Consider the following 22,467-nt stretch of genomic DNA (forward strand, 5'->3'; position numbering starts at 1 on the left):
GGTCACGTCGGCGGCCCGCCCTGAGGGCACCGCCGGTCAAACGCGACACGCGACCGTAACGGAATTGTGACCCCGGTGCCAACCCCCTGAGGCGCACGTCACGTGCGCGCCCCGGCGTGGGTCAGTACCAGTTCTTGGCCTGGGAGTGCGCCCACGCGGCGCACGGCGTGCCGTACCGGCCCGCGATGTAGCCCAGCCCCCAGGTGATCTGGGTCGCCGGGTTGGTGCGCCAGTCCGCACCCGCGCTGGCCATCTTCGAGCCCGGCAGGGCCTGCGGGATCCCGTAGGCGCTGGAGGTCGGGTTGTCGGCGTCGACGCGCCAGCCGCTCTCCTTCTGCCACAGCTTGAGCAGGCACGCGAACTGGTCGTCACCCCAGCCGCGCTGCGCCACCATCTCCTTCGCGATCGCCTGGGCCGTGCCCGGCTCGACCGCCACCTCGGACGGGTCCGGCAGCGGGGCGGTGCCCACCTTGATCACCTGGTCGACGGGCGGCACGGTCACGACCGACGCGACCGGGGTGCGCCCCACGACGGCACCGCCGACGACGTCGAGCGCGTACGTCGTCACGCGCTGGCCCGCCCGCCCCGCCGTCTGGACCTTGCGGGTACCCGTCACGAGCGACGGGTCCTCGACCTCCTGCACGGCGAACGGGACCGTCTCCGTCACCGTCTCGCCCGAGCTCGCCGCACGGGTCACGAGCACCACGAGCCCGTCGACCGCCGCCGCGTCGAGCGGCACGGACACGTGGTCGCCCTCCTCGAGGACGAGCCCGATGTCGCGCAGCGCGTCGCGGACCGTCGCGCCGCTGCTGACGCCGTCGATGACCTGGCCGTCCACCACGAGGTGGACCGTCTTCTGCGTCGACACCCGCAGCACGTCGCGCCCGACCTCGGCAGACCGGGACGCGGACAGCCGCACGCCGTCCCGCAGGCCCAGCGCGTCCACCGCCTCGCCGACCGTGAGCGCCGTGGTCCACACGGTCCGCTGCTCGCCGTCGACCTCGACGTCGATCTCGCGCCCGTGCCGGACGACGACCTGACCGCTGCGGCCCACCGGGGCGTCGAGGGACGGCGCGACCAGGTCCCGCTCCCCCACCTCGATCTCCGCCGCGGCGAGCACGTCGCCGACCGTGCGCCCGAACGCCTGCACGGCCACCTCGCGCCCGTCCACGTCCACCGTGACGTCCTTGTGCAGCCCGGCGAACGCGGTCGTGCCGCCCACGACGAGGGCCAGCACGCCCGCCTGCGCGGCGACGTGCGAGAACCGGTGCGGGCGCGGCGCGGTGCCGTCGCCACGGCGGCGGGAGCGGTCGGGACCGGTCACGGTGTCCTTCGGGTCGGCGGGAGGGTCGCGTGCCCTGGGTCGTGCGTGGTCGGGTCGTGCTGGTGTCTCGTCGGCACCTGTCTCATCGGCACCGTCGCCGACCACCTTGACGGCCGTCCGGCGCGACGCCGCCCACGACCGTAACCGATCCGTGACCCGACGACCACCGCCCGACCGGCCTCCGGCCACCCGTCCGCCCGCCCGGAGGGCCCGGGGTCGGGCCGCACGCGCACGGGCGCAGCGCTCACCAGGGCCCGTAGACCCGCTCCGCCGCGACCGAGACCTGGGCGCACACGTCCGCGAGCTGCCGGCCCGTGACCTCGGCGACCGTGCGCACCGTGCCCGGCAGCAGGTAGGGCGCGTTCGGCCGGCCGCGGAACGGGTGGACGGTGAGGTAGGGCGCGTCGGTCTCCACGAGCACCAGCTCGGGCGGCAGCACGCGCAGCGCGGCGCGCAGGTCCTCGTTCGCGGGGAAGGAGACGGGCCCGGCGAACGAGCAGAACCAGCCGTGCCGTGCGGCGACCTCCGCCAGGGCGGCGTCGCCGGAGAAGCAGTGGAAGACGGTGCGCTCGGGCGCGCCGTCGCACAGCAGCACGTCGACGACGTCCTCGTGCGCGTCGCGGTCGTGGATCTGCAGCGCGAGCCCGAGCTCCTTGGCGAGGGCCACGTGCGCGCGGAACGCCTCCCGCTGCACCGCGCGCCCGGCGTCCCCGGCCCGGAAGAAGTCGAGACCCGTCTCGCCGACCGCCCGTACGCGCGGGTTGTCCCGGGCCACGGCCGCCACCCGGGCGAGCGCCTCGTCCAGCGGGACGTCGTGGCGCGGCTGCGGGTCCGGGTCGAGCCCGTCCGGCGCCACCTCGCGGACGCCCGCGTGCAGGACGGCCTCGTTGGGGTGGATCGCGACGGCGCCGAGCAGCGCGTCGTGCGCGCGCACCACCGCGTCCGTCCACGCGAGCGCGTCCAGGTCGCAGCCGACCTGCACCATCCGCGTCACCCCGACCTGCGCCGCGCGCTCCAGGTGCGCGGCCAGGTCGGGGTGCACGTCGGGGTCCGCGGGGTCCCAGCCGTCGGCCCGCCAGTCGACGACCGACTCCAGGTGGGTGTGGTCGTCGACGACGGGCAGCGGCAGCGGGTCGGGAGCGGGGGCCAGCCCCGCTCCCGCTGCTTGCGTGCCATCAGCCGTGCCCGTCAGGCCTTGCGCAGGCGGTCGAGCTCCTCCTCGACGATCGCGTCGTCGAGCTTGGTGAACACCGGCGTCGGCTTCCCGATCGGCGTGCCGGGCACGACCGCGCGCGGCTCCCAGGCGGCGACGGTCTCGCCGAGGCGGTAGTCGCCCGTGATGACCGGGTAGTGCCGGGACTCGTCGTCGAGGTCCGTCACCTCGTCGATGCGCGGCGACGGCGAGAACGTGCCCGTGCCGCCGAGGGTCTCGTGCACCTGCTGCGCCGCGAACGGCAGGAACGGCGCGAGCAGCGTGTTGAGGTCGCTCACGGCCTGCGTCGTCGTGTGCAGCACGGTCGCGAGGCGCTCCGGGTCCTCCTTGAGCTTCCACGGCTCGGTCTCGGAGACGTACCGGTTCGCCTCGCCGACGACGCGCATCGCCTCGCCGAGCGCCGCCCGCTGCCGGTGCGTCCCGACGAGCTCGCCGACGCGGCCGAACGCGGTCGTGACCTCGGCGAGCAGCGCCTCGTCGACCGGCTGCCGCGGCCCCGGCTCGGGGATCGCGCCGAAGTTCTTGTGCACCATGCTCGCGGTGCGGTTGACCAGGTTGCCCCAGCCGGCGACGAGCTCGTCGTTCGTGCGGCGCTTGAACTCCTGCCACGTGAAGTCGACGTCCTGCGTCTCCGGGCCCGCGACCGAGATGTAGTACCGCAGCGCGTCCGGCTGGTAGCGCGCGAGCATGTCGCGCACGTAGATGACGACCCCGCGCGAGGACGAGAACTGCTTGCCCTCGACGTTGAGGAACTCGCTGGAGACCACCTCGGTCGGCAGGTTGAGCGAGCCGTACGGTCCCGGCTCGCCGCCCTTCGCGCCCTTGCCGTCGTAGCCGAGCAGCTCGGCCGGCCAGATCTGGCTGTGGAACGTGATGTTGTCCTTGCCCATGAAGTAGTACGACAGGGCCGACGGGTCGTTCCACCACCCGCGCCAGGCGTCCGGGTCGCCGCTGCGGCGCGCCCACTCGATCGACGCCGACAGGTACCCGATCACGGCGTCGAACCACACGTACAGGCGCTTGTTCGGGTTCTGCTCCCAGCCGTCCAGCGGCACGGGGATGCCCCAGTCGATGTCCCGCGTCATGGCGCGCGGGCGCACGTCGTCGAGCAGGTTGAGCGAGAACTTCAGGACGTTGGGCCGCCAGTTGGTCCGCGTGCGGAGCCAGTCGCCGAGCGCGTCGACGAACGCCGGCAGGTCGAGGAAGAAGTGCTCGGACTCGACGAACTTCGGCGTCTCGCCGTTGATGCGGCTGCGCGGGTTCCTCAGCTCGATGGCGTCGAGCTGGTTGCCGCAGTTGTCGCACTGGTCGCCGCGCGCGCCGTCGTACCCGCAGATCGGGCACGTGCCCTCGATGTACCGGTCGGGCAGGGTGCGGCCGGTCGACGGGCTGACCGCGCCCATCGTGCGCTGCTCGACCATGTACCCGTTCTTGTGGACCGTGCGGAACATCTCCTGCACGACCGCGTAGTGGTTGCGCGTCGTGGTGCGCGTGAACAGGTCGTACGACAGGCCGAGCTGCGTGAGGTCCTCGACGATGACGCGGTTGTAGCGGTCGGCGAGCTCCTGGGCGCTCACGCCCTCCTTGTCGGCCTGCACGAGGATCGGCGTCCCGTGCTCGTCCGTGCCCGACACCATGAGGACGTCGTGCCCCGCCATGCGCATGTACCGGCTGAACACGTCCGAGGGGACGCCGAACCCGGCGACATGACCGATGTGACGGGGGCCGTTGGCGTAGGGCCACGCGACGGCCGACAGGATGCGGGACATGCGCCGATCCTAGGCGGGGCCGCTGCCCTGCCCCGCGCCCTTTCCGGCGTCCGGACCGGCGGACGGCGGGGCGGCGGGGTCGTGGACGACGTCGGCCCGGACCCCTCCGGCCGCCCCCGGCCCCTCGCGCGCGGCCCGAGGCGCACGAACGTGGCCGTCGGCTCGGAGACGTCCCAGGCACGCTCGTCGGCGTCCTCCTGCGCGGCGCGCAGCGCGTCCTCGCCGGCGATGGCCTCGGCCTCGACCACCAGCGGGGACGCCGCCGCCTCGGCGAGCGTGGGCGGCAGCGCCGCGTCGGCGGGCGGCACGGCGGAGGGCACGGGCGGTGCACCGGTGTCCGCGTCCGCGGCGGCCCGGGGCCGGGCCGGTCGGGACGGGCTGCGTGTCGGCCTCACCGGGACCGGGTGCGCCCGCGGGCCGCGGCACGCGCGCGGGCGGCAGGGCGGGCGGGCGCGACCCCGTCGTGGTGGGTGCCGTCGTGGTGGGTCCGGTCGTCGAGGGCCAGGTCGTCGCAGGCCAGGTCGTCGGAGGCCAGGTCGTCGGAGGCCAGGTCGTCGGGAGCGGGAGGCCCGCGGCGGCCGGCCGCACCGGCCCGTCCTCGCCGTCCCGGCGGGGCCCGTCGACCGGCGTGAAGATCAGCGCGCACAGGTCGCGGTACGTCGCGTCCGGACGCGCGACCCAGTCGATGCTGCGCAGCGCCTGGTCCTGGCCGGCCGACTCGAGCAGGAACTGCCCGTACCCCAGCAGCTGGCCCAGCACGGACCGCGAGTACCGCATGTCCGTGACCTTCATCAGCGGCATCATGCCGATCTGGTGCGTCACCAGCCCGGTGAGCAGCAGCATCCGCTTGTCGGTGGCGACGAACCACTCGACCCGCCACACGAGCACGAGCCAGCCGAGCCGCGCGAGGGCCGCGAGCCACAGCCACCACAGCCACAGCGCGCGGTCGCCGAGCGCCGGCTGGAGCAGCACCGTCAGCCACGCGACGAGCACCAGGACCGCGAGCGCGGTCAGCGCCGGCTCGAGCAGCTTCGCCCAGTGGCGCCGGGTCGCGAGCACGACGCGCTCCCCCGGGAGGACGTACCGGCGCAGCAGCCGGTGCGCCAGGACGATCCGCGTCGCGCGGTCCGCACCCACGCCGTCACCTCCCCCAGGGCCGTGCCGTCACGTCCCGCTACTCGGCGAGGTTGCGGAAGAACTCGCCGAACCCCTGGATGGCGCCCCACAGGAAGTCCCAGATCGACCGGACGACGTCGGCCGCCCGGTCGGGGTTCGTCACCACCGCGTACACGAGGAAGATGACGACCACCCACATGACGATGCTCTTGGCCCTCGCCGGCATGACCGCTCCCTCCGGGTCCGCGTGATCGGCGCACACAGTACCGATCGGGGCGAACCGGGCGAGGCGGACACGCGGGCGCGGACGGCGCGTCCCTGCGGGTGGCCGTGCTCAGCCGACCTGCACGCGCACCAGGCGGTCGTCACCGGGACGCGGGTCCCCGCGACCGTCGGTGTTGTTCGTCAGCACCCACAGCGAGCCGTCCGGGGCCGCCTCGACCGCCCGCAGGCGGCCCAGCTCGCCGGCCAGGAGCGGCTGCGGCGTGCCGACGCCCTCGCGGTCGCGCGCGGGGTCGGCGAGCGCGTCCGGCGGGAGCGGCCGCAGGGGGACGCGCCACAGCGTGCGTCCGCGCAGACCGGCGAGGTAGACGCCCTCGTCGGTGACGGCCAGCCCGCTCGGCGACGCCTCGTCCGTCGACCACTGGGCGACGGGGTCGACGAGGCCCTGCGCGGCGCCGCCCGTGCCCTCGACCGACGGCCAGCCGTGGTCGGCGCCCGGGCGCAGCACGTTGAGCTCGTCCCACGTGTCCTGCCCGAACTCCGCGGCGAAGACGCGCCCGTCCGGCGCCCAGCCGATGCCCTGGACGTTGCGGTGCCCGCGGGTCCACACCGGGGAGGCGGGGTCGGGGTTGCCCGGTGCGGGCGCACCGTCGGGTGTCAGGCGCAGGACCTTGCCGCCGAGGCTCGCCGGGTCGGGTGCGAGCTCCGTGACGTACGTGTCGCCGGTCGTCACGTACAGGGCGCCGTCGGGGCCGAACGCGACGCGTCCCCCGTTGTGGTTGGCGCCCTTCGGGATCCCCTCGAGCAGGACGCGCGCGGGCCCGAGCGTCGTGCCGTCGAGCGTGGCCCGCAGCACCCGGTTGTCGCGCGCCGCCGTGAGGTAGAGGACGAGGTCGACCGGGCCACCGGGCGTCGCACCGGGCACGGCGGCGACACCGAGCAGGCCGCCCTCGCCGCGCGGCACGGTCGCGTCGGCGACGGCCTGCGCACCCGGGCCCGTCACCTCGGTCACGGCACCGTCGGTGCCCACGACGACGACGCGGGCGCGGTCGCGCAGCGTGACGACCGCGCGCCCGTCCGGCAGCAGGGCCAGTCCCCACGGCGCGTCCAGGCCCGTGGCGACCTCCTCGACCGAGGTGACCGCGACGGTCGGCACGTCGCGCACGGGCGACGTCGGCGTGGGCGCCGGCGTCGCCGCCGGGGACGTGGTCGTGCCGGGTGTCGTCGTGCCGGTCGTCGTCGGCGCGCCCGGTGCCTGCGGCCCGTCCGCGGTGCAACCGGCGGCGACGAGCCCCGTGACGAGGGCCGCAGCGACGAGCGCCGCGCGGCGCCGCCGGCCGCGCGGGTCCGCGCCGGCCCGGCCCGCGCGGTGCGCCGACCACGTGCTGCGAGCGTCCACCCGGCACCTCCTCGTCGCACCGCCCGGGTCCCGTCCCCAGCGTCCGCGCCACCGCGCCCGCGCGCAACGGGGGTGTGGGGTCGCCCACTGTGTCCGGACCCACGCGGCGAGCGCGGGACGCGGCCCGGCGCCGCGCCCAGAATGGACGCATGACCGAGCAGCGGACGCAGGGCCGACGCGCCCTGCTGGTGGTGGACGTGCAGCCGACGTTCTGCGAGGGCGGCGCGCTCGCCGTCGCGGGCGGGGACGACGTCGCCGGCCGGATCGCCGCGTACGCGGCCGAGCACCGGGCCCGGTACGACCTCGTCGTCACGACCCAGGACTGGCACGTCGACCCGGGCGCGCACTTCTCGGACACGCCGGACTACGTGGACAGCTGGCCCCCGCACGCGGTGGTGGGCACGCCCGAGGCCGAGCTGCACCCGGCCCTCGCGGACCTGCGCCCCGACGTGAGCGTCAAGAAGGGCGAGTACGCCGCCGCGTACTCCGGCTTCGAGGGGCACGACCACGAGGGGCGGGCGCTGGGCGCCATCCTGCGCGAGGCCGGCGTCACGGACGTCGACGTCGTCGGCATCGCCGAGTCCCACTGCGTGTGCGCCACGACGCTCGACGCCCTCGCCTTCGGGCTGGGCGCGCGCGTGCTCACCGACCTCACCGTGCCGGTCACCCCCGAGCAGGGCGAGGCGGCGCGCGCCGCGATGCGCGAGGCGGGCGCGGAGCTCGTCGACTCCGCCTCGCTCTGAGCCCGCGCCCGCGCGCGCCGGGGCGTCCTCGGCGCGTGCCGGGGCGTCGTCAGCGCGTGCGGGGGCGTCGTCAGCGCGTTCGCGCCGCGAGCGCCGCCGCGTAGAGGTCCCGCTTCACCACGCCCGCGGCCTCCGCCACCTCGGCGACGGCCTGCTTGAGCCGTTCGCCGCCGTCGACGCGGGCCAGCACCTCGGGCACGAGGTCCGCCACGTCCGCGGGGCCGGTGGCCGGGGCGCCGCCGACGACGAGGACGACCTCGCCGCGCACCTCGCCGGCGCGGGCCCACGCCGCCAGCTCCGCGAGCGGTCCGCGGCGCACCTCCTCGTACGTCTTGGTGAGCTCGCGGCAGACGGCGCCCGGACGGTCCGCCCCGAACGCCTCGACCATCGCGTCGAGCGTCTCCGGCACGCGGTGCGGCGCCTCGAACAGCACGAGCGTGCGCCGCTCCGCCGCGAGCGCGGCGAGCGCGCGGCCGCGCTCGCCCGGGCGGCGCGGCAGGAAGCCCTCGAAGCAGAACCGGTCGGTCGGCAGCCCCGACAGCGCGAGCGCGGTGAGCACCGCGCTGGGGCCGGGGGCGACGGTGACGGGCAGCCCCGCGGCGACGGCCGCCTGCACGGCGCGGAACCCCGGGTCGGACACCGCCGGCATGCCGGCGTCGCTCACGACGAGCACGGTCCCGCCGCCCGCGACGACGTCGAGCAGCTCGGCGACGCGCTCGCCCTCGTTGTGCTCGTGGTGGCTGACCAGCCGGCCGCCGATCGTCACGCCGAGGCGCGCCGCGAGGGCGCGCGTGCGGCGGGTGTCCTCGGCGGCGACGACGTCGGCCTCGGCCAGCAGGCGGCGCAGCCGGGCGGACGCGTCCTCCGCGTCCCCGATGGGGGTGGCGGCCAGGACCAGGAGGCCGGTGGGGTGGTCGGTGCTCACGCCCCCAGCCTCGCACCCGCCCGGCCGTCCACCGGACGGTGACCGGCGTCACACGTTCGGCGGCAGGACCTCTACGATGACCGCGTGCCGCCCATGGGAGACGACGCCGAGCGCGACGACGCGCCGGGCACCACCGTGCCCGGCGGGGCGGGGTCGGCCCCGCCCGACGAGGGCGCGGCCGGTCCTGGCACCGGCGAGGCGGGTGCGGCGACGGGCGCACGCGCGACGACGGTCGTCGACGACCCCGCCCGGGACCCCGACGAGGGCACGGGCACCGACCCGGACGCCTCGCCCTACGGACCCGCCGACGCCGAGCCCGGCGAGCCGGCCGAGCCGCGCCGTACCGCCTTCCTGCGCCGCCTGCTGGGTGACGACGCGCTCGCGCTGGACGCGACGCCGCGCGACCGGCTGCACGGCTGGCTGTGGGCCCTCGCGGTCACCGCGCTGGGCGGCGTGCTCCGGTTCTGGGACCTGGCACGCCCCCACGCCCTCGTCTTCGACGAGACCTACTACGTCAAGCAGGCGTTCTCGCTGCTCGCGCGGGGCTACGAGGCGGCGTGGGGCGACGACCCGAACCCCGGGTTCGAGGCCGGCGACACCAGCATGCTCGGCACCGACCCGGAGTACGTGGTCCACCCGCTCGTCGGCAAGTGGATGATCGCGCTCGGCATGCAGCTCGGCGGCGGCGTCGAGAGCTCCGCCGCGTGGCGGCTGTCGGCCGCGGTGGTCGGCACGCTCGCCGTGCTCATGGTCGCGCGCATCGGCCGGCGGCTGTTCGCCTCGACGGCGCTCGGGACCGTCGCGGGGCTGTTCCTCGCCGTCGACGGCCTGGCGATCGTGCACTCCCGCATCAGCCTGCTCGACCCGTTCCTCATGTTCTTCGCGCTGGCCGCGTTCGGCGCGCTCGTGCTCGACCGCCAGCAGGCGCGGCGTCGGCTCGCGGACCGCGCCGCCGCGGTGCTCGACGCGGGCGGCACGCTGCGCTGGGGTCCGGGACTCGGGTTCCGGTGGTGGCGCCTGGCGGCGGGCGTGCTGCTGGGCCTCGCCGTCGGCACCAAGTGGTCGGGGATGTACTTCCTCGCCGTGTTCGGCGTCATGACGGTGCTGTGGGACATGGCGGCCCGGCGGGCGGTGGGCGTGCGGGCGTGGCACGTCGCCGGCGCGGTCAAGGACGGGCTCGTCGCGTTCGTCGTCCTCGTGGGCTCGGCCGCGCTCACCTACGTCGCCTCGTGGGCGTCCTGGTTCGCCTCCGACAACGCGTGGAACCGGCACTGGGCGGAGCAGAACCCCGGCCAGGGCGTCGGCTGGCTGCCGCCCGCCCTGCGGTCGTGGTGGCAGTACCACGAGGACATGTGGCGCTTCCACAACGGCCTCGAGACGCCGCACTCCTACGCGGCGCACCCGATCGGCTGGATCGTGCAGTGGCGGCCGACCTCGTACTACTACCCCTCGGAGATCTCCGGTCTGACGGGACCGCAGGCGCAGGCGGCGTGCGGCGCCGACTCGTGCTCCCAGGCCATCCTCGCCGTCGGCAACCCGGTCATCTGGTGGGCGGGCGCCGCCGCAGTGCTCGTCGCGCTGTTCTGGCTGATCCGGTACCGCGACTGGCGGGCGGGGGCGGCGCTGTCCGGCATCGTCGCCGGCTGGGTGCCGTGGTTCGCCTACGCCCACCGCACGATCTTCACGTTCTACTCGGTGGCGTTCGCGCCGTGGGTCGTGCTGACGCTCGTGTACGTGCTCGGGCTGCTCGTCGGGCCCGTCAGCCCGGAGGACACCGAGCGGGACCGCCGCGGACGTCGCCGCGCGATCGTCGGCGTGGGGGTCTTCGTCGTCCTCGTGGTGGCCGCGGGGCCTTCTTCTACCCGGTGTGGGCGGGCTGGGTCGTGCCGTGGCAGCAGTGGCACATCCGCATGTGGCTGCCCACCTGGATCTGACCCGGACCCGGGCGACGACCCGGACCGCGCACCCGCCGGCCGCTGATCAGCCGACGCGCTCCTGCCAGCGCCCCTGCGGCGAGCGGTACCAGGCCAGGCCGAGGCGGTCCCAGAACGTCCCGTGGACGGTCAGACGGCGCACGAGGTCGTCGACGTCGCGGCGCCCCGGCGCGCTCCACGCGACCTCCGCGACGGCCGCGAGCCGCGGCAGCAGCATGGTCGTGAGGTCGTCGAGCGTGCGCAGCGTCTCCGTCCACAGGGCGGCCTCGACGCCGAGCAGCGCACCGTCGGGCAGCCCGGGCAGGACGTCCGCGGGCTCCCAGCAGTAGGCGTCGCGCAGCTCGACGTGGCCCGCCCACTCGAGCCCGAGCGGCGAGTCGGCGTCGTACTTCATGTCGAGGTACACGCGCGACGCGGGCGACAGCACGATCCGGGCCCCCGCGTGCGCCGCGGCGACCAACGGCGCCGGGTCCTCGCGGTCGTCCCAGAACTGCACGACCGTGCCCGGCGGCAGGTCGGGCACGTGGGCGAGCTCCTGCCAGCCCACGGGGTCTTGCCCTGCGCCGTGACGGCCTCGAGCGCGACGCGCACCAGGCGCGCGTACTCGTCGTGGTCCATCGTCAGCACCTCGTCCCCGCCGACGTGCACGTGCTCGCCCGGGGTCATGGCCGCGAGGTCGGCGAACACGTCGTGCAGGAACGGCCGCGTGGCCGGCAGGTCGTCGTGCAGGCGCGAGAAGCCGACGCCGATCCCGGTGTACTCGTCGGCGGGCGCACCGCTCGGGTGAGCTCGCCGTAGGCGTGCAGGGCCGCGTTCACGTGCCCGGGGACGTCGACCTCCGGGACGACGCGGACACCGCGGGCGTGGGCGAAGGCCAGGAGCTCCTCCCAGTCGGCCGCGGAGTAGTGCCCGCCCGGGTCCCCGCCCACGCCGTGCGCACTGGACCGGCGGACCAGCTCCGGGCGCGACGGCAGGTCGATGCGCCACGCCTGGTCGTCCGTGAGGTGCAGGTGCAGGACGTTGAGCTTGTAGTGGCCCATCAACCCGATGACGACCTTGAGGTCCGGCACGGGCACGAAGTGGCGCGCGACGTCGAGCGTCAGGCCGCGCCAGCCGAAGCGGGGCGCGTCCTCGACCCGGACGGCGGGCACCTCGACGCCACCGCCGGGCAGCTCGCGCAGCAGCTGGCGCAGCGTCACGACGGCGTGGACGAGCCCCTCGGGGCGCACGCCTCCAGCCGGACCGCGTCCGGGCCGACGAGCACGCGGTAGGCCTCGTCACCCGCGGGCAGCCCGGCGGACCCGGCGGGGACCAGGCGCACGTGCACCGCACCGGGCACCCCGGGGTCGTCGAACCGCACCTGCACCGCGTGACCGGCCGCCCGGCCCAGGAGGTCCGCCGCGAGCACGGCGGCCGGCACCGCGGGGTCGTCGGCGTCCGCGGCGGGCACGACGACCACGGTGGCCGCCGTGACGACGTAGGGGGCGGCGTCCTCCGGCTCGACCACGAGGGGCTGGGGCACCACGGCGATGACGTCGGACACGAGCACTCCTCGCGGGTCGGTGGTCGGCACCGGCAACCTACCGGTCCCGGCCCCCGCGCGCCCGGACGCGTGTCCAGGTCCTGCCCGTCTCACACGAGGGTCGGCAGCGTTCGACGCGCGCCGCGGACAGAACTGCCCTAGTTTGCTCACGTCACGGATTGACCCTTGACTCGACCCGAGGAGTGTGCATGGGCATCGGAGGCATCATCAGTGCGATCGTCATCGGCGCGATCATCGGGGCGCTCGGCCGCCTCGTCGTCCGCGGCAAGCAGCGGATCTCGATCCTCGCCACGATCGTCATCGGCATCATCGCCGCCCTCATCGGCACCTGGCTCGCGCAGATCGTCGGCGTCGAGACCACGGACGGCATCGACTGGATCGAGCTCGTCTTCCAGGTGGGCCTCGCGGCGATCTTCGTGAGCCTGTACGCCGGCTGGGCGGGCAAGCGCCGCGTCTGACGCACGCACCCGGCCCCCGGCCGCACCGACGACGGGCCCCCTCCTGCGGGAGGGGGCCCGTCGTCGTCCCGGGGCGGTGCGGCCGGCGGCGCCGCGACGAGGCGCCGGCGTCCGCACACCGCGCGCCGGTACGGCAGCCGCCCTGCGGGCGTCGCCAGCACGACGAAGGGCCCGTCCTGACCGGACGGGCCCTTCTGCGGTGGAGCTGAGGGGATTCGAACCCCTGACCTTCTCATTGCGAACGAGACGCGCTACCAACTGCGCCACAGCCCCTTGAGCGAGGAACACGTTAGCACCCTCGCGGCCCGTGGTGAAAACCGGCTCGGTGTGGCGGCGCTCACGGGTCCGGCGGGCGTCTGACCGGCGCGGACGGTCGGTGCGACGGTCGGCGGGACGGCCGCGACGTGACCGCTCCGACGCCGCGCAGGGACCGCCCGCGGGCCGCCGCCCGGAGCCGCCGGCGCCCGCTACTGCCCGGCGGCGCGGCGGCGCGCGAGCACCGCGTTCAGGTCGATGCTGCCCGTCGTCTCCGGGGCGGGCTCGAGCGTCGCGGCCGGCTCCGGGGCGGTCGTGGTCTCGGCCGCGGCCTCGTCCGCCGTCCCCTGGTCGGCGCGCTCGGCCGGCCGGCGGGTGGTCGACGCCTCGGCGTCCTCCTCCGACAGCGGCGCCGGCGTCCGGCGCGGCGCGGGCGCCTTCATCGTGTACGTCGGGCGCGGCACCGGGACCGGGGACCACGCCTCGGCGTCCTCGCCCTCGGCCGGCTCCCCCGTGGCCGTGGCAGCCGGCACCGTGGCCGGTGCCGCGCCGGGCACAGCGGCCGGCACCGCCGCCGTCGGAGCCGTCATCGCCGAGCGGCGGACCACCGGTGTCGCACCCGTCGCGTGACGCGCCGGGCCGCTCGTCTCGCCCCCGTCGGCGACGATCCGCTCGAAGACCTCCGTGTGCGCGTCGGACGGCCGCACGGCGTGGCCGGTGACGAGCGGCACCGGCACCTGCGCGGGGGCCGCGCCGGTGCGGACGACCGGCACGGGCGCCGACGACGGCCGCACCACGTGCGTCGCCCCCGTCCGCGGACGCGCCGCCAGGCGCTCCTCGCGCTCGATGGTCGCCGCCCAGTCCTCGTCGGCGCGACGGCCCGCGACGACCGCCCGGCGGCCGAGCACCGTCACGGTGGCGAGCAGCGCCGTCGGCACCGCGCCGACCGCCCACGTCGCCGCGGGCACGACCGCGGTGACGACCCAGCCCACGACCGCGGCGACCAGCAGCAGCGCCGCGAGCAGGCCCCGGCGGCGTGCCGCTGCTCCTCGCCGTGCCGCCGCGGCCGCACGGGCGGCACGCGCCTGCGCGAGACGGCGCGCCGCCTCGGCCGAGATGCGCTCGGGTGTGGCGTGCGGTCGGTCCACGGTCGTGCCTCCTGTCGCCGTGCCGGCGCCGACCGCCGGCACACCCGTCCCCGGGGTCAGCAGCGCCGTCGTGCTCGGCCCCGCCGCCGCGGGGGCCGCCGGACGCACCGTCCGGCCGACGCCCCGCGCCACCGCGACCACGCGCAGCCTGGCCGAGAACCGGTCGTCCGCGCGTGCCTCCAGCAGCCGCTGACGGTGCCGCAGGTGGTGCGGCACCAGATACGCCACCCACAGGCCGACGAGCGCGAGCGCCACGAGGCCTGCGAGTCCGTTCACGGATCGACGGTAGGGGCGCCGCGCCCCTCACCGCCGGAGGGAGGCGGCGTGTCGCGCCACGACACGCCCGAACCGGCGGTGACGCGCGTGGTAGGCCGCCCACGGCCTGCGTCGGGCCTCCCGTCAGACCCGTCCGCGGCGGGCGTGCCAGCGCGCGACGAGGCCCTCCGGCACGTCCTCGACCGTCAGCGCGAACGACCGGTGGTCGCACCACTGCCCCTGGATGTGCAGGTACCGCTCGCGCAGCCCCTCGTCGCGGAAGCCGAGCTTCTCCACGACCCGCAGGGACGGCCGGTTCTCCGGGCGGATGTTGATCTCCACCCGGTGCAGGCGCAGCACGCCGAAGCAGTGGTCGGTGGCCAGCGCGACCGCCGTGGGGATCACGCCCCGGCCCGCCACGTGCTGCGACACCCAGTAGCCGATCGACGCCGAGCGCAGCGACCCGTACTGGATCGACGACACCGTGAGCTGGCCGACCAGCTCGCCGCCGTAGTCGACCGCGAACGGCAGCGCCGAGCCGTCGCGCGCCTGCGCGGCGAGGGCCCGCACGAACTGCCCGAACGTGGGCCGCGCACCGCGCACCGGCTCCGGGCTGGTGGCGTCCCACGGCTCCAGCCACCCCGCGTTGACCGCGCGCAGCGACATCCACGCGTCCGCGTCGCGCCGGCGCAGCGGGCGCAGGCGCACGTCACCGTCCACGAGCTCGACGGGCCATCCCAGCGCCACGCTCACCCCTCCGTTCCCACGACGGCGGCGCGGTCCTGCTCCACCGGCACGGCGCTCACCCCTCGAGCACCAGGCAGTGCACGACCTGCCCGGCGTGCACGCTCATGTCCGTCTCCCCCACGACCGCCAGGGCGTTCGCCTGCGCCAGCGCCGTCGTCGACGGCGCGGCGGGGTCACCCACGGGTGTCACGCGGTAGCCCTCCTCGGGGGAGCCGAGGACGGTCGCCGGCACGAACTGGCGCAGCCCCGGCGGGGACGTCCAGCCGTGCGTCGCGGCCGCCGCGACCGAGGGCCTGAACAGCTCGGCGTGCCCGGCCATCGCCCGCAGGGCCGGCCGCACGAACACCTCGAACGAGACCTGCGCGGCGACCGGGTGCCCCTGCAGCGCGAACACCGGCACGCCGTGCTCGTCGTCGCGTGCGCCCACCCCGCGCCCGACCGTGCCGAAGCCGTGCCGCAGACCCGGCGTCATCGCGACCTGGTCGAGGCGCACGGTGCCGAGCGGCGCGAGGACGTCCTTGACGGTGTCGTGCGCGAGCTCGGACAGGCCGCCGGTGAGCACCACGAGGTCCGCGCGCACGAGCTGGTCCTCGAGCGCCTCGCGCAGCGCGGCCCGCTCGTCCGGCACCACGCCCACGCGCACCGCCGCGGCGCCGGCGTCCCGCACCGCGGCCTCGAGCGCGTGCCCGTCGGCCTCGAAGACGGTGCCGGGACGGGCGGGCGTGGTGGGCTCCACGAGCTCGTCGCCCACCGAGAGCAGCACGACGCGCGGCGTCGGGTGCACCGGCAGACGGCCGCGCCCCATCGCCGCGGCCAGGGCCACCTGGCGCGCCCCCAGGCGCGTGCCCGCGGTGAGCACGACCTCGCCGGCGCGCACGTCGGCGCCCGCCGGGCGCACGTGCTGCCCCGGCATCGCAGGACGCTGCAGCGCGACGCGGGCCGTCCCCCGGTCCGTCTCCTCGACCGGGACGACGGCGTCGGCGCCGAGCGGCAGCGGCCCGCCCGAGGCGACGCGCACCGCCGTGCCCGCGACGTGGCGCAGCCCGGCGGGCGACCCCGCGTGCACGTCGTCGACGACGGGCAGGTCGCGCACCCGCCCCGCGTCGTCCACCGTGTCGTGGGCCGCGACCGCGTAGCCGTCGCGGGCCGCCGCCGGCACGGCCGGGACGTCGACGGGCGCGACGACATCGGCCGCGAGGATGCAGCCCGTCGCGTCGTGCAGCACGACGTCCAGCGGCGCCACCGGACCCACCGCCGCGAGGACGGCCGCGAGGTGGTCCTGCACCGATCTCATGCGCGCATTCTGCCTGCTGGTGCGCACGCCGCCGACCGAGGGGCGCACCCGGCCGCCCACCCCGCCGGCGCACCGGCCGGCGGCGCGCCGCGCGGCCCGCAGCACGACGCGGCCCGGCTGGTCCACACTGGTGCCATGAGCGCCGTCGCCCAGCCGTCCTGGCACAGCCCTGCGCAGGGCCCGGGCCACGGGGGCCGGGCCGGCGGTGGACGGGTCGAGGAGCGGGTGCCGGTGCGGCGCCCGTCCGCGGCCGAGACCAAGGACGCCCTGCGTCGCGGCGTCCGCGCGCAGCGGGCCCGGCGCTCGCCGCGGCTCTGCGAGGAGGCCGCGAGCCGGCTCGCCGAGGTCGTGCTGACGATCCCCGCGGTCGCCGACGCCCGCTGCGTCAGCGTGTACGCGTCCCGGCCCACCGAGCCCGGCACCGGTCCCCTCGTGGAGGCGCTCGCCGCCCGCGGCGTCCGGCTCCTGCTGCCGGTGCTCGGCACCGGCCTGCAGCGCGACTGGGCGGAGTACGCGGGGGCCGAGGACCTGCGCGAGCGGGCGCCCGGGCGGCCGCCCGAGCCCGGCGGCCCCGGGCTGGGTGCGCAGGCGCTGGCCGAGGCCGACGTCGTCCTCGTCCCGGCGCTCGCCGTCGACGCCACCGGCACGCGTCTCGGGCAGGGCGGCGGCTGGTACGACCGGGTCCTCGCGCACGTGCGCCCGGGCGCACCCGTCGTCGCGCTCGTGCACGCCGACGAGGTGGTGGACGACCCGCTGCCGCGCGAACCCCACGACCGCCCCGTCACGGCCGTCGCGACGCCCGAGCGGTGGTGGCTGGTCGGGGCGGACGGCGGGCCGCACGGGCCGGACGCCCGCTGACGCCGTCGCGTCCCGTCAGTCGTCCGCCGGGACGAGCGTCAACCGGTCGACCGCGTCGGCCTCGACCGCCGCCGCCGAGAACGGCCACGGGAACTGCTCGCCGCGCGCCCAGGCCGGCAGCTGGTCGTCGTAGTGCACGCTCGCCGGGTGCCCGGACGTGCCGGTCAGGTTGACCCACGTCGAGGAGTCGAGGTCGCCGAGGTCGACGACCATGCGCATGGACGGTGCGTTGCGCACCGCGTACGAGCCGGACGCCGCGTCCCAGCTGGTCGCGTCGACGATCGCGGACCCGCCGCCGACGGCCTGCGGGCGCGGGTTGACGACGCCGCGCACGACGGCGGGCACGCCCTCGCCGCCGAGCACGGGGTGCCGCGGCGCGGCCACGTGCAGCCGGCCCCACGCCCAGTCCTCGGTGCGGCTGCCCAGCTGTGCGGTCAGCCCGTACCGGGCCTCGCTGAGCGCGCGCGACAGGATCTCGTCGCGCCCCTCGACGACGCCCAGCGTCGAGCGGTCGTCCCACCACGGCGACGTCGGGTCCTGCAGGATCGTGCGCACGACCTCCAGCCAGCGCGAGTCCCCGGACGGCGCGTGACCGTCGGGGAGGTCGTCGGCGAACGTGAGCCGCAGCAGGTCGGCCCAGACGGCGGCCAGGTAGGCGGCGGCCGCCGAGTCGGCGGAGGACACGTGGTCCCAGCGGCGCAGCAGCTCCTGCCCCTCGGCCACGAACGGCTCGTCGACGTCGACCTCGAGCAGCGCGGGCACCAGCACGTCCGCGTAGGGGTTGTGCTGGTCGGTCTGCATGCGGGCCGTCGTCTCCGCGTCGACGGGCCGGCCGGCCTCGATCTCCGCGGTCAGCAGGTCGCGGACCCGCTGCGCGCGGTACCCGTAGTCGGTGTCGCGGGCGAGGAAGGGGCCGAGCCCGGCCGGCGTGACGGCCTGGTTGGCCGCGACGACGAACCCCTCGGCGGGGTCGAGGACGCGCGGCATGTCCGCGGCGTCGACCCAGCCCTGCCAGTCGTAGCGCGAGTCCCAGCCCGGTCGGGGCCAGGTGCCGTCGGCGGGGACGGGCGCACCGGGCACGCTCGCGCGCACGGGGATCCGTCCCGGCGCCTGGTACCCGATGTGGCCGTCCGTCGTCGCGAAGACGATGTTCTGCGACGGCACGTCGAACAGCGCGGCCGCGGCGGCGACGTCCTCGGCGTCGCCGGCGGTCATCATCGCCAGGATCGCCTCGACGGTGCGGCCCGGCTCCAGGGCCGTCCACGCGAGCGCGACCTCGAACCGTCGGCCCGGCGCCCCCTCCGGGACGGGCGCCCGCGAGGCGGCGCCCACGTCGAGCACGCCCGAGACGATCGGGCCGTGCCGCGTGCTGCGCACCGGCAGCTCCACGTCGTCGCCGCCCGCCACCTCGATGGTCTCGGTCCGGACGTCGACGGGCTCGCGGCGGCCGTCGACGACCACCTCGTCGCCCTCGACCCGCTCGAGGAAGAAGTCGGTGACGTCGGCGCCGAGGTTCGTCAGGCCCCACGCCAGGCGGTCGTTGTGGCCGATGACCACGCCGGGGACGCCGGCGAGCGCGAAGCCGCCGACGTCGAACGGGCACGCGTCGTCGACCGTCGCGCAGCGCAGCCCGACCTGCGACCAGATGCCCGGCGCGGAGATGCCCAGGTGGGGGTCGTTCGCCAGCAGCGGCGCGCCGGACGCCGTGTGCTCGCCCGCCACGACCCAGGAGTTGGACCCGATGCCGTCGCCCTCCCCCACGAGGTGCGGCACGGCCGCCATCGCGCGGTCCGCGGCCTCGAGTGCCTCCTGCAGGTCGGGACCGGCGAGCAGCGCGCCGAGGTCCGGCTCCGCGGCCACCGGCACGGGGACCGCGCTGCGGGGCGCGACGGCCGTGGCGTCGAGGACGGGCGCGTTCCTGTCCTGCGGGTACGGCGGGAAGAGCTGCTCGACCCGGGCCACGTCACCCACGGAGGCGTACGTGAGCGCGCGGGCGAGCTCGGCGTCGTAGTTGGAGCGCAGGTCCCACGCCATCGCCTTGAGCCACGTGAGGGAGTCGACCGGGTGCCACGGCTCGGGACGCTCGACGGGCACGCGCTGGCCGAGCACCGTGTACTCCATCGCCATGGCGCCGGTGTCGCGTCCGTCGAGCCAGGCGTTGACGCCGCTCGCGTACGCCTCGAGCCACTCCCGCGCCTGCGCCGGCATCCGGTCCCACTCCTGCTCGGCGACCCGGCGCCAGCCGAGGGTCCGGACCACCTTGTCGGCGGCGAGCGCGTCCTCCTGGGCCCCGACGAGTTCCGAGAGCCGGCCGGACGCGACGTGCCGGCGGTAGTCCATCTCGAAGAACCGGTCCTGCGCCGACACGTAGCCCTGCGCGGCGAAGAGGTCGCTCGCGCTGCGCGCGACGATGGTCGGCACACCGCGCGCGTCACGGGTCACGCGCACCTCCTCCCCGAGCCCGGGGACGCTCTGCGTGCCGGACGGCTCCGGCAGCGGACGGCGCAGCACGACCGCCCCGACGAGCGTGGTGGCCAGCAGCGCGACCACGACGACGGAGGCGGCGACGACGAGCGCGGTGCGCAGGCGAGGGCGGCGGCGGGGCACGGTCGCAGGGTAGCCCTGCCGGGGTGTGCTTGACGCTCGCGGTAGAGTTGGCACTCGGCCCTCGAGAGTGCCAGCGCGCCTCGTGCCGGGCCCGGCGGCGTCGTCCTCGTGGGGCGCGCCACCCGCCACCGGCACGCGACCGCCCCACCGGGGCCACCACACACCACCCGCCGGGCGCAGGTCCGGCGCACGAGTTCCACGGGAGTCGGCCAGTGCCCACCTACGCCTACCGGTGCACCGCCTGCGAGCACGCCTTCGAGGTCCAGCAGTCCTTCTCCGACGACGCCCTGACCGTCTGCCCCGAGTGCGAGGGGCGCCTGCGCAAGGTCTTCTCCGCCGTCGGCGTCGTCTTCAAGGGCTCGGGCTTCTACCGCACGGACGCGCGCGCGGGCGGGTCGACCACCGCCTCGACGACCGGCAAGACCACGTCGTCCGGCTCGTCCTCGTCGTCGTCGACCGGCTCGTCCTCCTCCGCCGCGTCGCCGTCGACGGCGGCGTCGGGCGGGTCGTCCTCGGCGCCGAAGGCCGCCTCGGCCTGACGCCGGTCCGACCTCCGGCCCGACCCGGGGCGGCGGCTCGACCCACCGGCGAGTGCGGCGAGCCGTCCCCAGCCCCGGGCGGAGCGGGCGCACTCCCCCGGCGCCACCCCGGGCCCGGGGACGGTGCACGTCCCGGCCCTAGCGTCGCCGGCGTGCTCCCCCTCGACCCGTCCGCCGACCTGCGTCCTGCACCGCTCGCCCCCGTGCGCGCGCCGGCCGCCGTCCGGCTGCGCGGCGCGCTCTGGCGCTGGCGCTTCGCGGTCGCCGCCGCCTGCCTCGGCGCCGCGGCCGGCGTGGTCGTCCACGCGCTGCGCCCGCCCCCGCCCGTGACCGTGCCCGTGCTCGTGGTCGCCGGGGACGCCCCGGCCGGCGTGCCCCTGACCGCCGCGGGGGTGGTGGTCGCCCGCGTGGCCCCGGGGCGGTGCCCGCGGGCGCGCTCACCTCGCCGGCCGACGCGACCGGGGCGGCACCCGTGGTCGACCTGCCCGCGCGCCAGGTGCTCACGCCCTCGCTGCTCGCCACCGGGACCCCGACGGGCCCGCCGGGCACGGTCGTGGCCGCCGTGCGCCTGGACGACCCGGCCGTCGCGGCCCTGCTCGCCCCCGGCACGCACGTCGACCTCGTGGCGGCCCGGCCCGAGGGCGGCGCGGGCGACACCGTCGCCCGCCGCGCCCTGGTGCTCCCCGCGCCCGTGCCCTCGCCCGGCGGAGGCGACGGGCTGCTTCCCGGCGGCGACGACGGCGGTGCGCCCGTGCTCGTCGCCGTCACGCCGGAGGAGGCCGTGCGGATCGCGGCGGCGTCGGCCTCGGCGCGGCTGGTCGCGGTCGTCGTGCCATGATCGCGCCGACGGCAGCACCGGCCACGGACGAGCGGGAGCAGGGGATGACGGACGGGATGCGGGACGGGCTGCGCGGCGCCGGGGACCGGCTGCGCGCGGTCGGCGGGAGCAGCCAGGTGAAGGGCATGGCGAAGGTCCTCCAGGGGTTCAAGGACTTCGTCTCGCGCGGCAACGCGGTCGAGCTGGCGGTCGGCGTGGTCGTCGGCGCCGCGTTCACGGCCGTGGTCTCCGCCCTGCAGGAGGCGCTGATCAGCCCGCTCGTCGGGTGGATCTTCGGCAAGCCGAACCTCGCGGGCGTGTGGGACCTCGGCCCGTACTCCTGGCGCGACGGTGTGGAGCCGATCCGCGTCGGCGTGATCCTCGAGGCGCTGGTCCAGTTCCTGCTGACGGCCGCCGCGATCTACTTCCTCATCGTCCTGCCGCTGAACGCGCTCGCGGCGCGGCGCAAGCGCGGGCAGGAGGAGGAGCCGCAGGCCCCGAGCGAGGACGTGCTCCTGCTGCAGGAGATCCGCGACCTGCTCGCGCAGCGCCTCACGCCCGCGGTCGCCCGTGACGTCGGGGCCGGCGGCGGGACTGGCGGCACCGCGACCGGCGGCACTGCGGTTGGCGGCACTGCGGTTGGCGGCACCGCGACTGGCGGGGCGGGCGGCACCGCCACGACCGGGGACGAACACGGAGCGGCCGGTGCGGGAGGCGAGCGCGGCACGCGGGGGACGCCGCCCGTCCCGCCGCCGTCCGGTGGCATGCCCCCGACCATCCCGCCCGGCAGCGGACCGGCCTGACGTCTGGGCGACGGCTGCGCGGCCCCGGCGCCGGTCGTCGAGGCCGGTGCTCCGGACCGCGTCGGGGCACGTCGGGACACATCGGGGAACGTCGTCAGCGTCGACGCGCCCTGCCGGTCACCAGTGCGGCTCACCGGTGCGGCTCACCAGTGCGGCTCACCAGTGCGGCGGTCGCTCGCGGCGCAGCCGGTCGTCGTTCGAGGCGGGCTCCTCACGTCCCCAGCCACGGTCGCCGTCGTCGGCGGAGCGCAGCGCGGTCCACGGGTCCGGCTCGGCCACCGGCACGGGACGCGGCCGCCCGAAGGCGGGGTCGGGGTCGGCGTCGCGCGCCGCGCCGGCGCCGACCTCGGCTGGGGCGCCGCCGGCCGCGGACGCGGCGGGGTGACGTGAGCGGAGCACCGACTCGTCGGTGCCGACCGTCCCGGACTGCCGCACCGCGCGGCGCGGCCCGCGACGACGCGGTACGGGCTGCTCGTCGGTGGTCATGCCTCGATGGTC

Annotated in this window: 20 protein-coding genes, 1 tRNA gene and 2 pseudogenes; 7 read left to right on the forward strand and 16 right to left on the reverse strand. The window is 76.7% G+C overall.

Features of this window, described 5'->3' with window-relative positions; genetic code table 11:
• Window positions 1-121: 121 nt before the first annotated feature.
• From GC089_RS14345 to GC089_RS14365, 6 genes and pseudogenes are all read right to left on the reverse strand, one after another.
• On the reverse strand, window positions 122-1,324 hold the full coding sequence (locus GC089_RS14345) for a ubiquitin-like domain-containing protein (RefSeq protein WP_155378223.1): 1,203 nt from the start codon (window positions 1,322-1,324) through the stop codon (window positions 122-124).
• 244 nt (window positions 1,325-1,568) lie between these two features.
• Window positions 1,569-2,500, reverse strand: a pseudogene (locus GC089_RS14350) (TatD family hydrolase).
• A gap of 12 nt (window positions 2,501-2,512) precedes the next feature.
• A complete protein-coding gene (metG, locus tag GC089_RS14355; protein ID WP_155378224.1) occupies window positions 2,513-4,306 on the reverse strand; it encodes a methionine--tRNA ligase in 1,794 nt (597 codons plus the stop codon).
• Between the two features lie 9 nt (window positions 4,307-4,315).
• Entirely contained in the window at window positions 4,316-5,443 is a 1,128-nt protein-coding gene (locus tag GC089_RS14360; RefSeq protein WP_155378225.1) for a PH domain-containing protein, read from the reverse strand.
• A gap of 37 nt (window positions 5,444-5,480) precedes the next feature.
• Window positions 5,481-5,648 carry a hypothetical protein gene (locus GC089_RS18500; protein ID WP_196250714.1) on the reverse strand — a complete coding sequence of 56 codons (168 nt, stop codon included), beginning with the start codon at window positions 5,646-5,648 and terminating at the stop codon, window positions 5,481-5,483.
• 108 nt (window positions 5,649-5,756) lie between these two features.
• Entirely contained in the window at window positions 5,757-7,043 is a 1,287-nt protein-coding gene (locus GC089_RS14365; RefSeq protein WP_155378226.1) for a sorbosone dehydrogenase family protein, read from the reverse strand.
• 149 nt (window positions 7,044-7,192) lie between these two features.
• Between GC089_RS14365 and GC089_RS14370 the strand changes: the two genes are divergently transcribed.
• A complete protein-coding gene (locus tag GC089_RS14370) occupies window positions 7,193-7,786 on the forward strand; it encodes an isochorismatase family protein (protein ID WP_155378227.1) in 594 nt (197 codons plus the stop codon).
• 70 nt (window positions 7,787-7,856) lie between these two features.
• Here the strand turns inward: GC089_RS14370 and rsmI are convergent, their stop codons facing one another.
• Window positions 7,857-8,711, reverse strand: coding sequence for a 16S rRNA (cytidine(1402)-2'-O)-methyltransferase (gene rsmI / locus GC089_RS14375; protein WP_155378228.1), 855 nt, complete (start codon window positions 8,709-8,711; stop codon window positions 7,857-7,859).
• A gap of 93 nt (window positions 8,712-8,804) precedes the next feature.
• Between rsmI and GC089_RS14380 the strand changes: the two genes are divergently transcribed.
• Window positions 8,805-10,691, forward strand: a complete 1,887-nt coding sequence (locus tag GC089_RS14380) for a dolichyl-phosphate-mannose--protein mannosyltransferase (protein ID WP_230685257.1) — start codon at window positions 8,805-8,807, stop codon at window positions 10,689-10,691.
• Here the strand turns inward: GC089_RS14380 and GC089_RS19260 are convergent.
• The 3 genes and pseudogenes from GC089_RS19260 to GC089_RS19270 all read right to left on the reverse strand — a co-directional run.
• Window positions 10,692-11,195 (reverse strand): annotated as a pseudogene (locus tag GC089_RS19260) (family 20 glycosylhydrolase); the annotation flags it as partial.
• Between the two features lie 112 nt (window positions 11,196-11,307).
• Complete coding sequence (locus GC089_RS19265) at window positions 11,308-11,874, reverse strand: family 20 glycosylhydrolase (RefSeq protein WP_230684834.1); 567 nt, start codon at window positions 11,872-11,874, stop codon at window positions 11,308-11,310.
• Window positions 11,841-12,188, reverse strand: coding sequence for a glycoside hydrolase family 20 zincin-like fold domain-containing protein (locus GC089_RS19270; RefSeq protein ID WP_230684835.1), 348 nt, complete (start codon window positions 12,186-12,188; stop codon window positions 11,841-11,843). The genes GC089_RS19265 and GC089_RS19270 overlap by 34 nt, the downstream gene beginning before the upstream one ends.
• 188 nt (window positions 12,189-12,376) lie before the next feature.
• Between GC089_RS19270 and GC089_RS14390 the strand changes: the two genes are divergently transcribed.
• A complete protein-coding gene (locus GC089_RS14390; RefSeq protein ID WP_155378229.1) occupies window positions 12,377-12,646 on the forward strand; it encodes a GlsB/YeaQ/YmgE family stress response membrane protein in 270 nt (89 codons plus the stop codon).
• A 200-nt stretch (window positions 12,647-12,846) separates the two neighbouring features.
• Here the strand turns inward: GC089_RS14390 and GC089_RS14395 are convergent.
• The 4 genes from GC089_RS14395 to glp all read right to left on the reverse strand — a co-directional run bounded on the left by GC089_RS14395 (window position 12,847) and on the right by glp (window position 16,345).
• Window positions 12,847-12,919, reverse strand: a tRNA-Ala gene (locus tag GC089_RS14395).
• A gap of 194 nt (window positions 12,920-13,113) precedes the next feature.
• On the reverse strand, window positions 13,114-14,325 hold the full coding sequence (locus GC089_RS14400) for a hypothetical protein (RefSeq protein WP_155378230.1): 1,212 nt from the start codon (window positions 14,323-14,325) through the stop codon (window positions 13,114-13,116).
• A gap of 123 nt (window positions 14,326-14,448) precedes the next feature.
• Window positions 14,449-15,051 carry a GNAT family N-acetyltransferase gene (locus GC089_RS14405; RefSeq protein ID WP_155378231.1) on the reverse strand — a complete coding sequence of 201 codons (603 nt, stop codon included), beginning with the start codon at window positions 15,049-15,051 and terminating at the stop codon, window positions 14,449-14,451.
• Window positions 15,052-15,106: 55 nt separating this feature from the next.
• The gene (gene glp / locus GC089_RS14410; protein ID WP_155378232.1) at window positions 15,107-16,345 is read right to left on the reverse strand and encodes a gephyrin-like molybdotransferase Glp; all 1,239 of its coding nucleotides are present in this window, start codon (window positions 16,343-16,345) and stop codon (window positions 15,107-15,109) included.
• A gap of 135 nt (window positions 16,346-16,480) precedes the next feature.
• Here glp and GC089_RS14415 point away from each other — a divergent pair, with 135 nt between their 5' ends.
• Window positions 16,481-17,203, forward strand: coding sequence for a 5-formyltetrahydrofolate cyclo-ligase (locus GC089_RS14415; RefSeq protein WP_155378233.1), 723 nt, complete (start codon window positions 16,481-16,483; stop codon window positions 17,201-17,203).
• A 15-nt stretch (window positions 17,204-17,218) separates the two neighbouring features.
• Here GC089_RS14415 and GC089_RS14420 read toward each other — a convergent pair whose 3' ends face one another.
• Complete coding sequence (locus GC089_RS14420) at window positions 17,219-19,810, reverse strand: penicillin acylase family protein (RefSeq protein WP_155378234.1); 2,592 nt, start codon at window positions 19,808-19,810, stop codon at window positions 17,219-17,221.
• A 212-nt stretch (window positions 19,811-20,022) separates the two neighbouring features.
• On the opposite strand from GC089_RS14420, the gene GC089_RS14425 reads away from it, so the two are divergent.
• The 3 genes from GC089_RS14425 to mscL all read left to right on the forward strand — a co-directional run bounded on the left by GC089_RS14425 (window position 20,023) and on the right by mscL (window position 21,969).
• Complete coding sequence (locus GC089_RS14425) at window positions 20,023-20,349, forward strand: FmdB family zinc ribbon protein (protein ID WP_155378235.1); 327 nt, start codon at window positions 20,023-20,025, stop codon at window positions 20,347-20,349.
• Between the two features lie 421 nt (window positions 20,350-20,770).
• Window positions 20,771-21,187 (forward strand): hypothetical protein, encoded by a 417-nt coding sequence (locus GC089_RS14430; RefSeq protein ID WP_155378236.1) that lies wholly within the window; start codon window positions 20,771-20,773, stop codon window positions 21,185-21,187.
• The gene (gene mscL / locus GC089_RS14435; RefSeq protein ID WP_230684836.1) at window positions 21,184-21,969 is read left to right on the forward strand and encodes a large conductance mechanosensitive channel protein MscL; all 786 of its coding nucleotides are present in this window, start codon (window positions 21,184-21,186) and stop codon (window positions 21,967-21,969) included. Before GC089_RS14430 ends, mscL begins: the two co-directional genes overlap by 4 nt.
• Before the next feature lie 156 nt (window positions 21,970-22,125).
• Here the strand turns inward: mscL and GC089_RS14440 are convergent, their stop codons facing one another.
• Window positions 22,126-22,455 (reverse strand): hypothetical protein, encoded by a 330-nt coding sequence (locus GC089_RS14440; protein ID WP_155378237.1) that lies wholly within the window; start codon window positions 22,453-22,455, stop codon window positions 22,126-22,128.
• Window positions 22,456-22,467 lie beyond the last annotated feature (12 nt).

Source organism: Cellulomonas sp. JZ18 (assembly GCF_009720485.1).
Classification (GTDB): domain Bacteria; phylum Actinomycetota; class Actinomycetes; order Actinomycetales; family Cellulomonadaceae; genus Cellulomonas.

What these genes read in the sequence shown, in the direction of transcription:
- metG (WP_155378224.1), bottom strand. Translation starts at nt 4,306, where the DNA reads ATGTCCCGCATCCTGTCGGCCGTCGCGTGGCCCTACGCCAACGGCCCC.
- GC089_RS18500 (WP_196250714.1), bottom strand. Translation starts at nt 5,648, where the DNA reads ATGCCGGCGAGGGCCAAGAGCATCGTCATGTGGGTGGTCGTCATCTTC.
- GC089_RS14370 (WP_155378227.1), top strand. Translation starts at nt 7,193, where the DNA reads ATGACCGAGCAGCGGACGCAGGGCCGACGCGCCCTGCTGGTGGTGGAC.
- GC089_RS14380 (WP_230685257.1), top strand. Translation starts at nt 8,805, where the DNA reads ATGGGAGACGACGCCGAGCGCGACGACGCGCCGGGCACCACCGTGCCC.
- GC089_RS14390 (WP_155378229.1), top strand. Translation starts at nt 12,377, where the DNA reads ATGGGCATCGGAGGCATCATCAGTGCGATCGTCATCGGCGCGATCATC.
- glp (WP_155378232.1), bottom strand. Translation starts at nt 16,345, where the DNA reads ATGAGATCGGTGCAGGACCACCTCGCGGCCGTCCTCGCGGCGGTGGGT.
- GC089_RS14415 (WP_155378233.1), top strand. Translation starts at nt 16,481, where the DNA reads ATGAGCGCCGTCGCCCAGCCGTCCTGGCACAGCCCTGCGCAGGGCCCG.
- mscL (WP_230684836.1), top strand. Translation starts at nt 21,184, where the DNA reads ATGATCGCGCCGACGGCAGCACCGGCCACGGACGAGCGGGAGCAGGGG.
- GC089_RS14440 (WP_155378237.1), bottom strand. Translation starts at nt 22,455, where the DNA reads ATGACCACCGACGAGCAGCCCGTACCGCGTCGTCGCGGGCCGCGCCGC.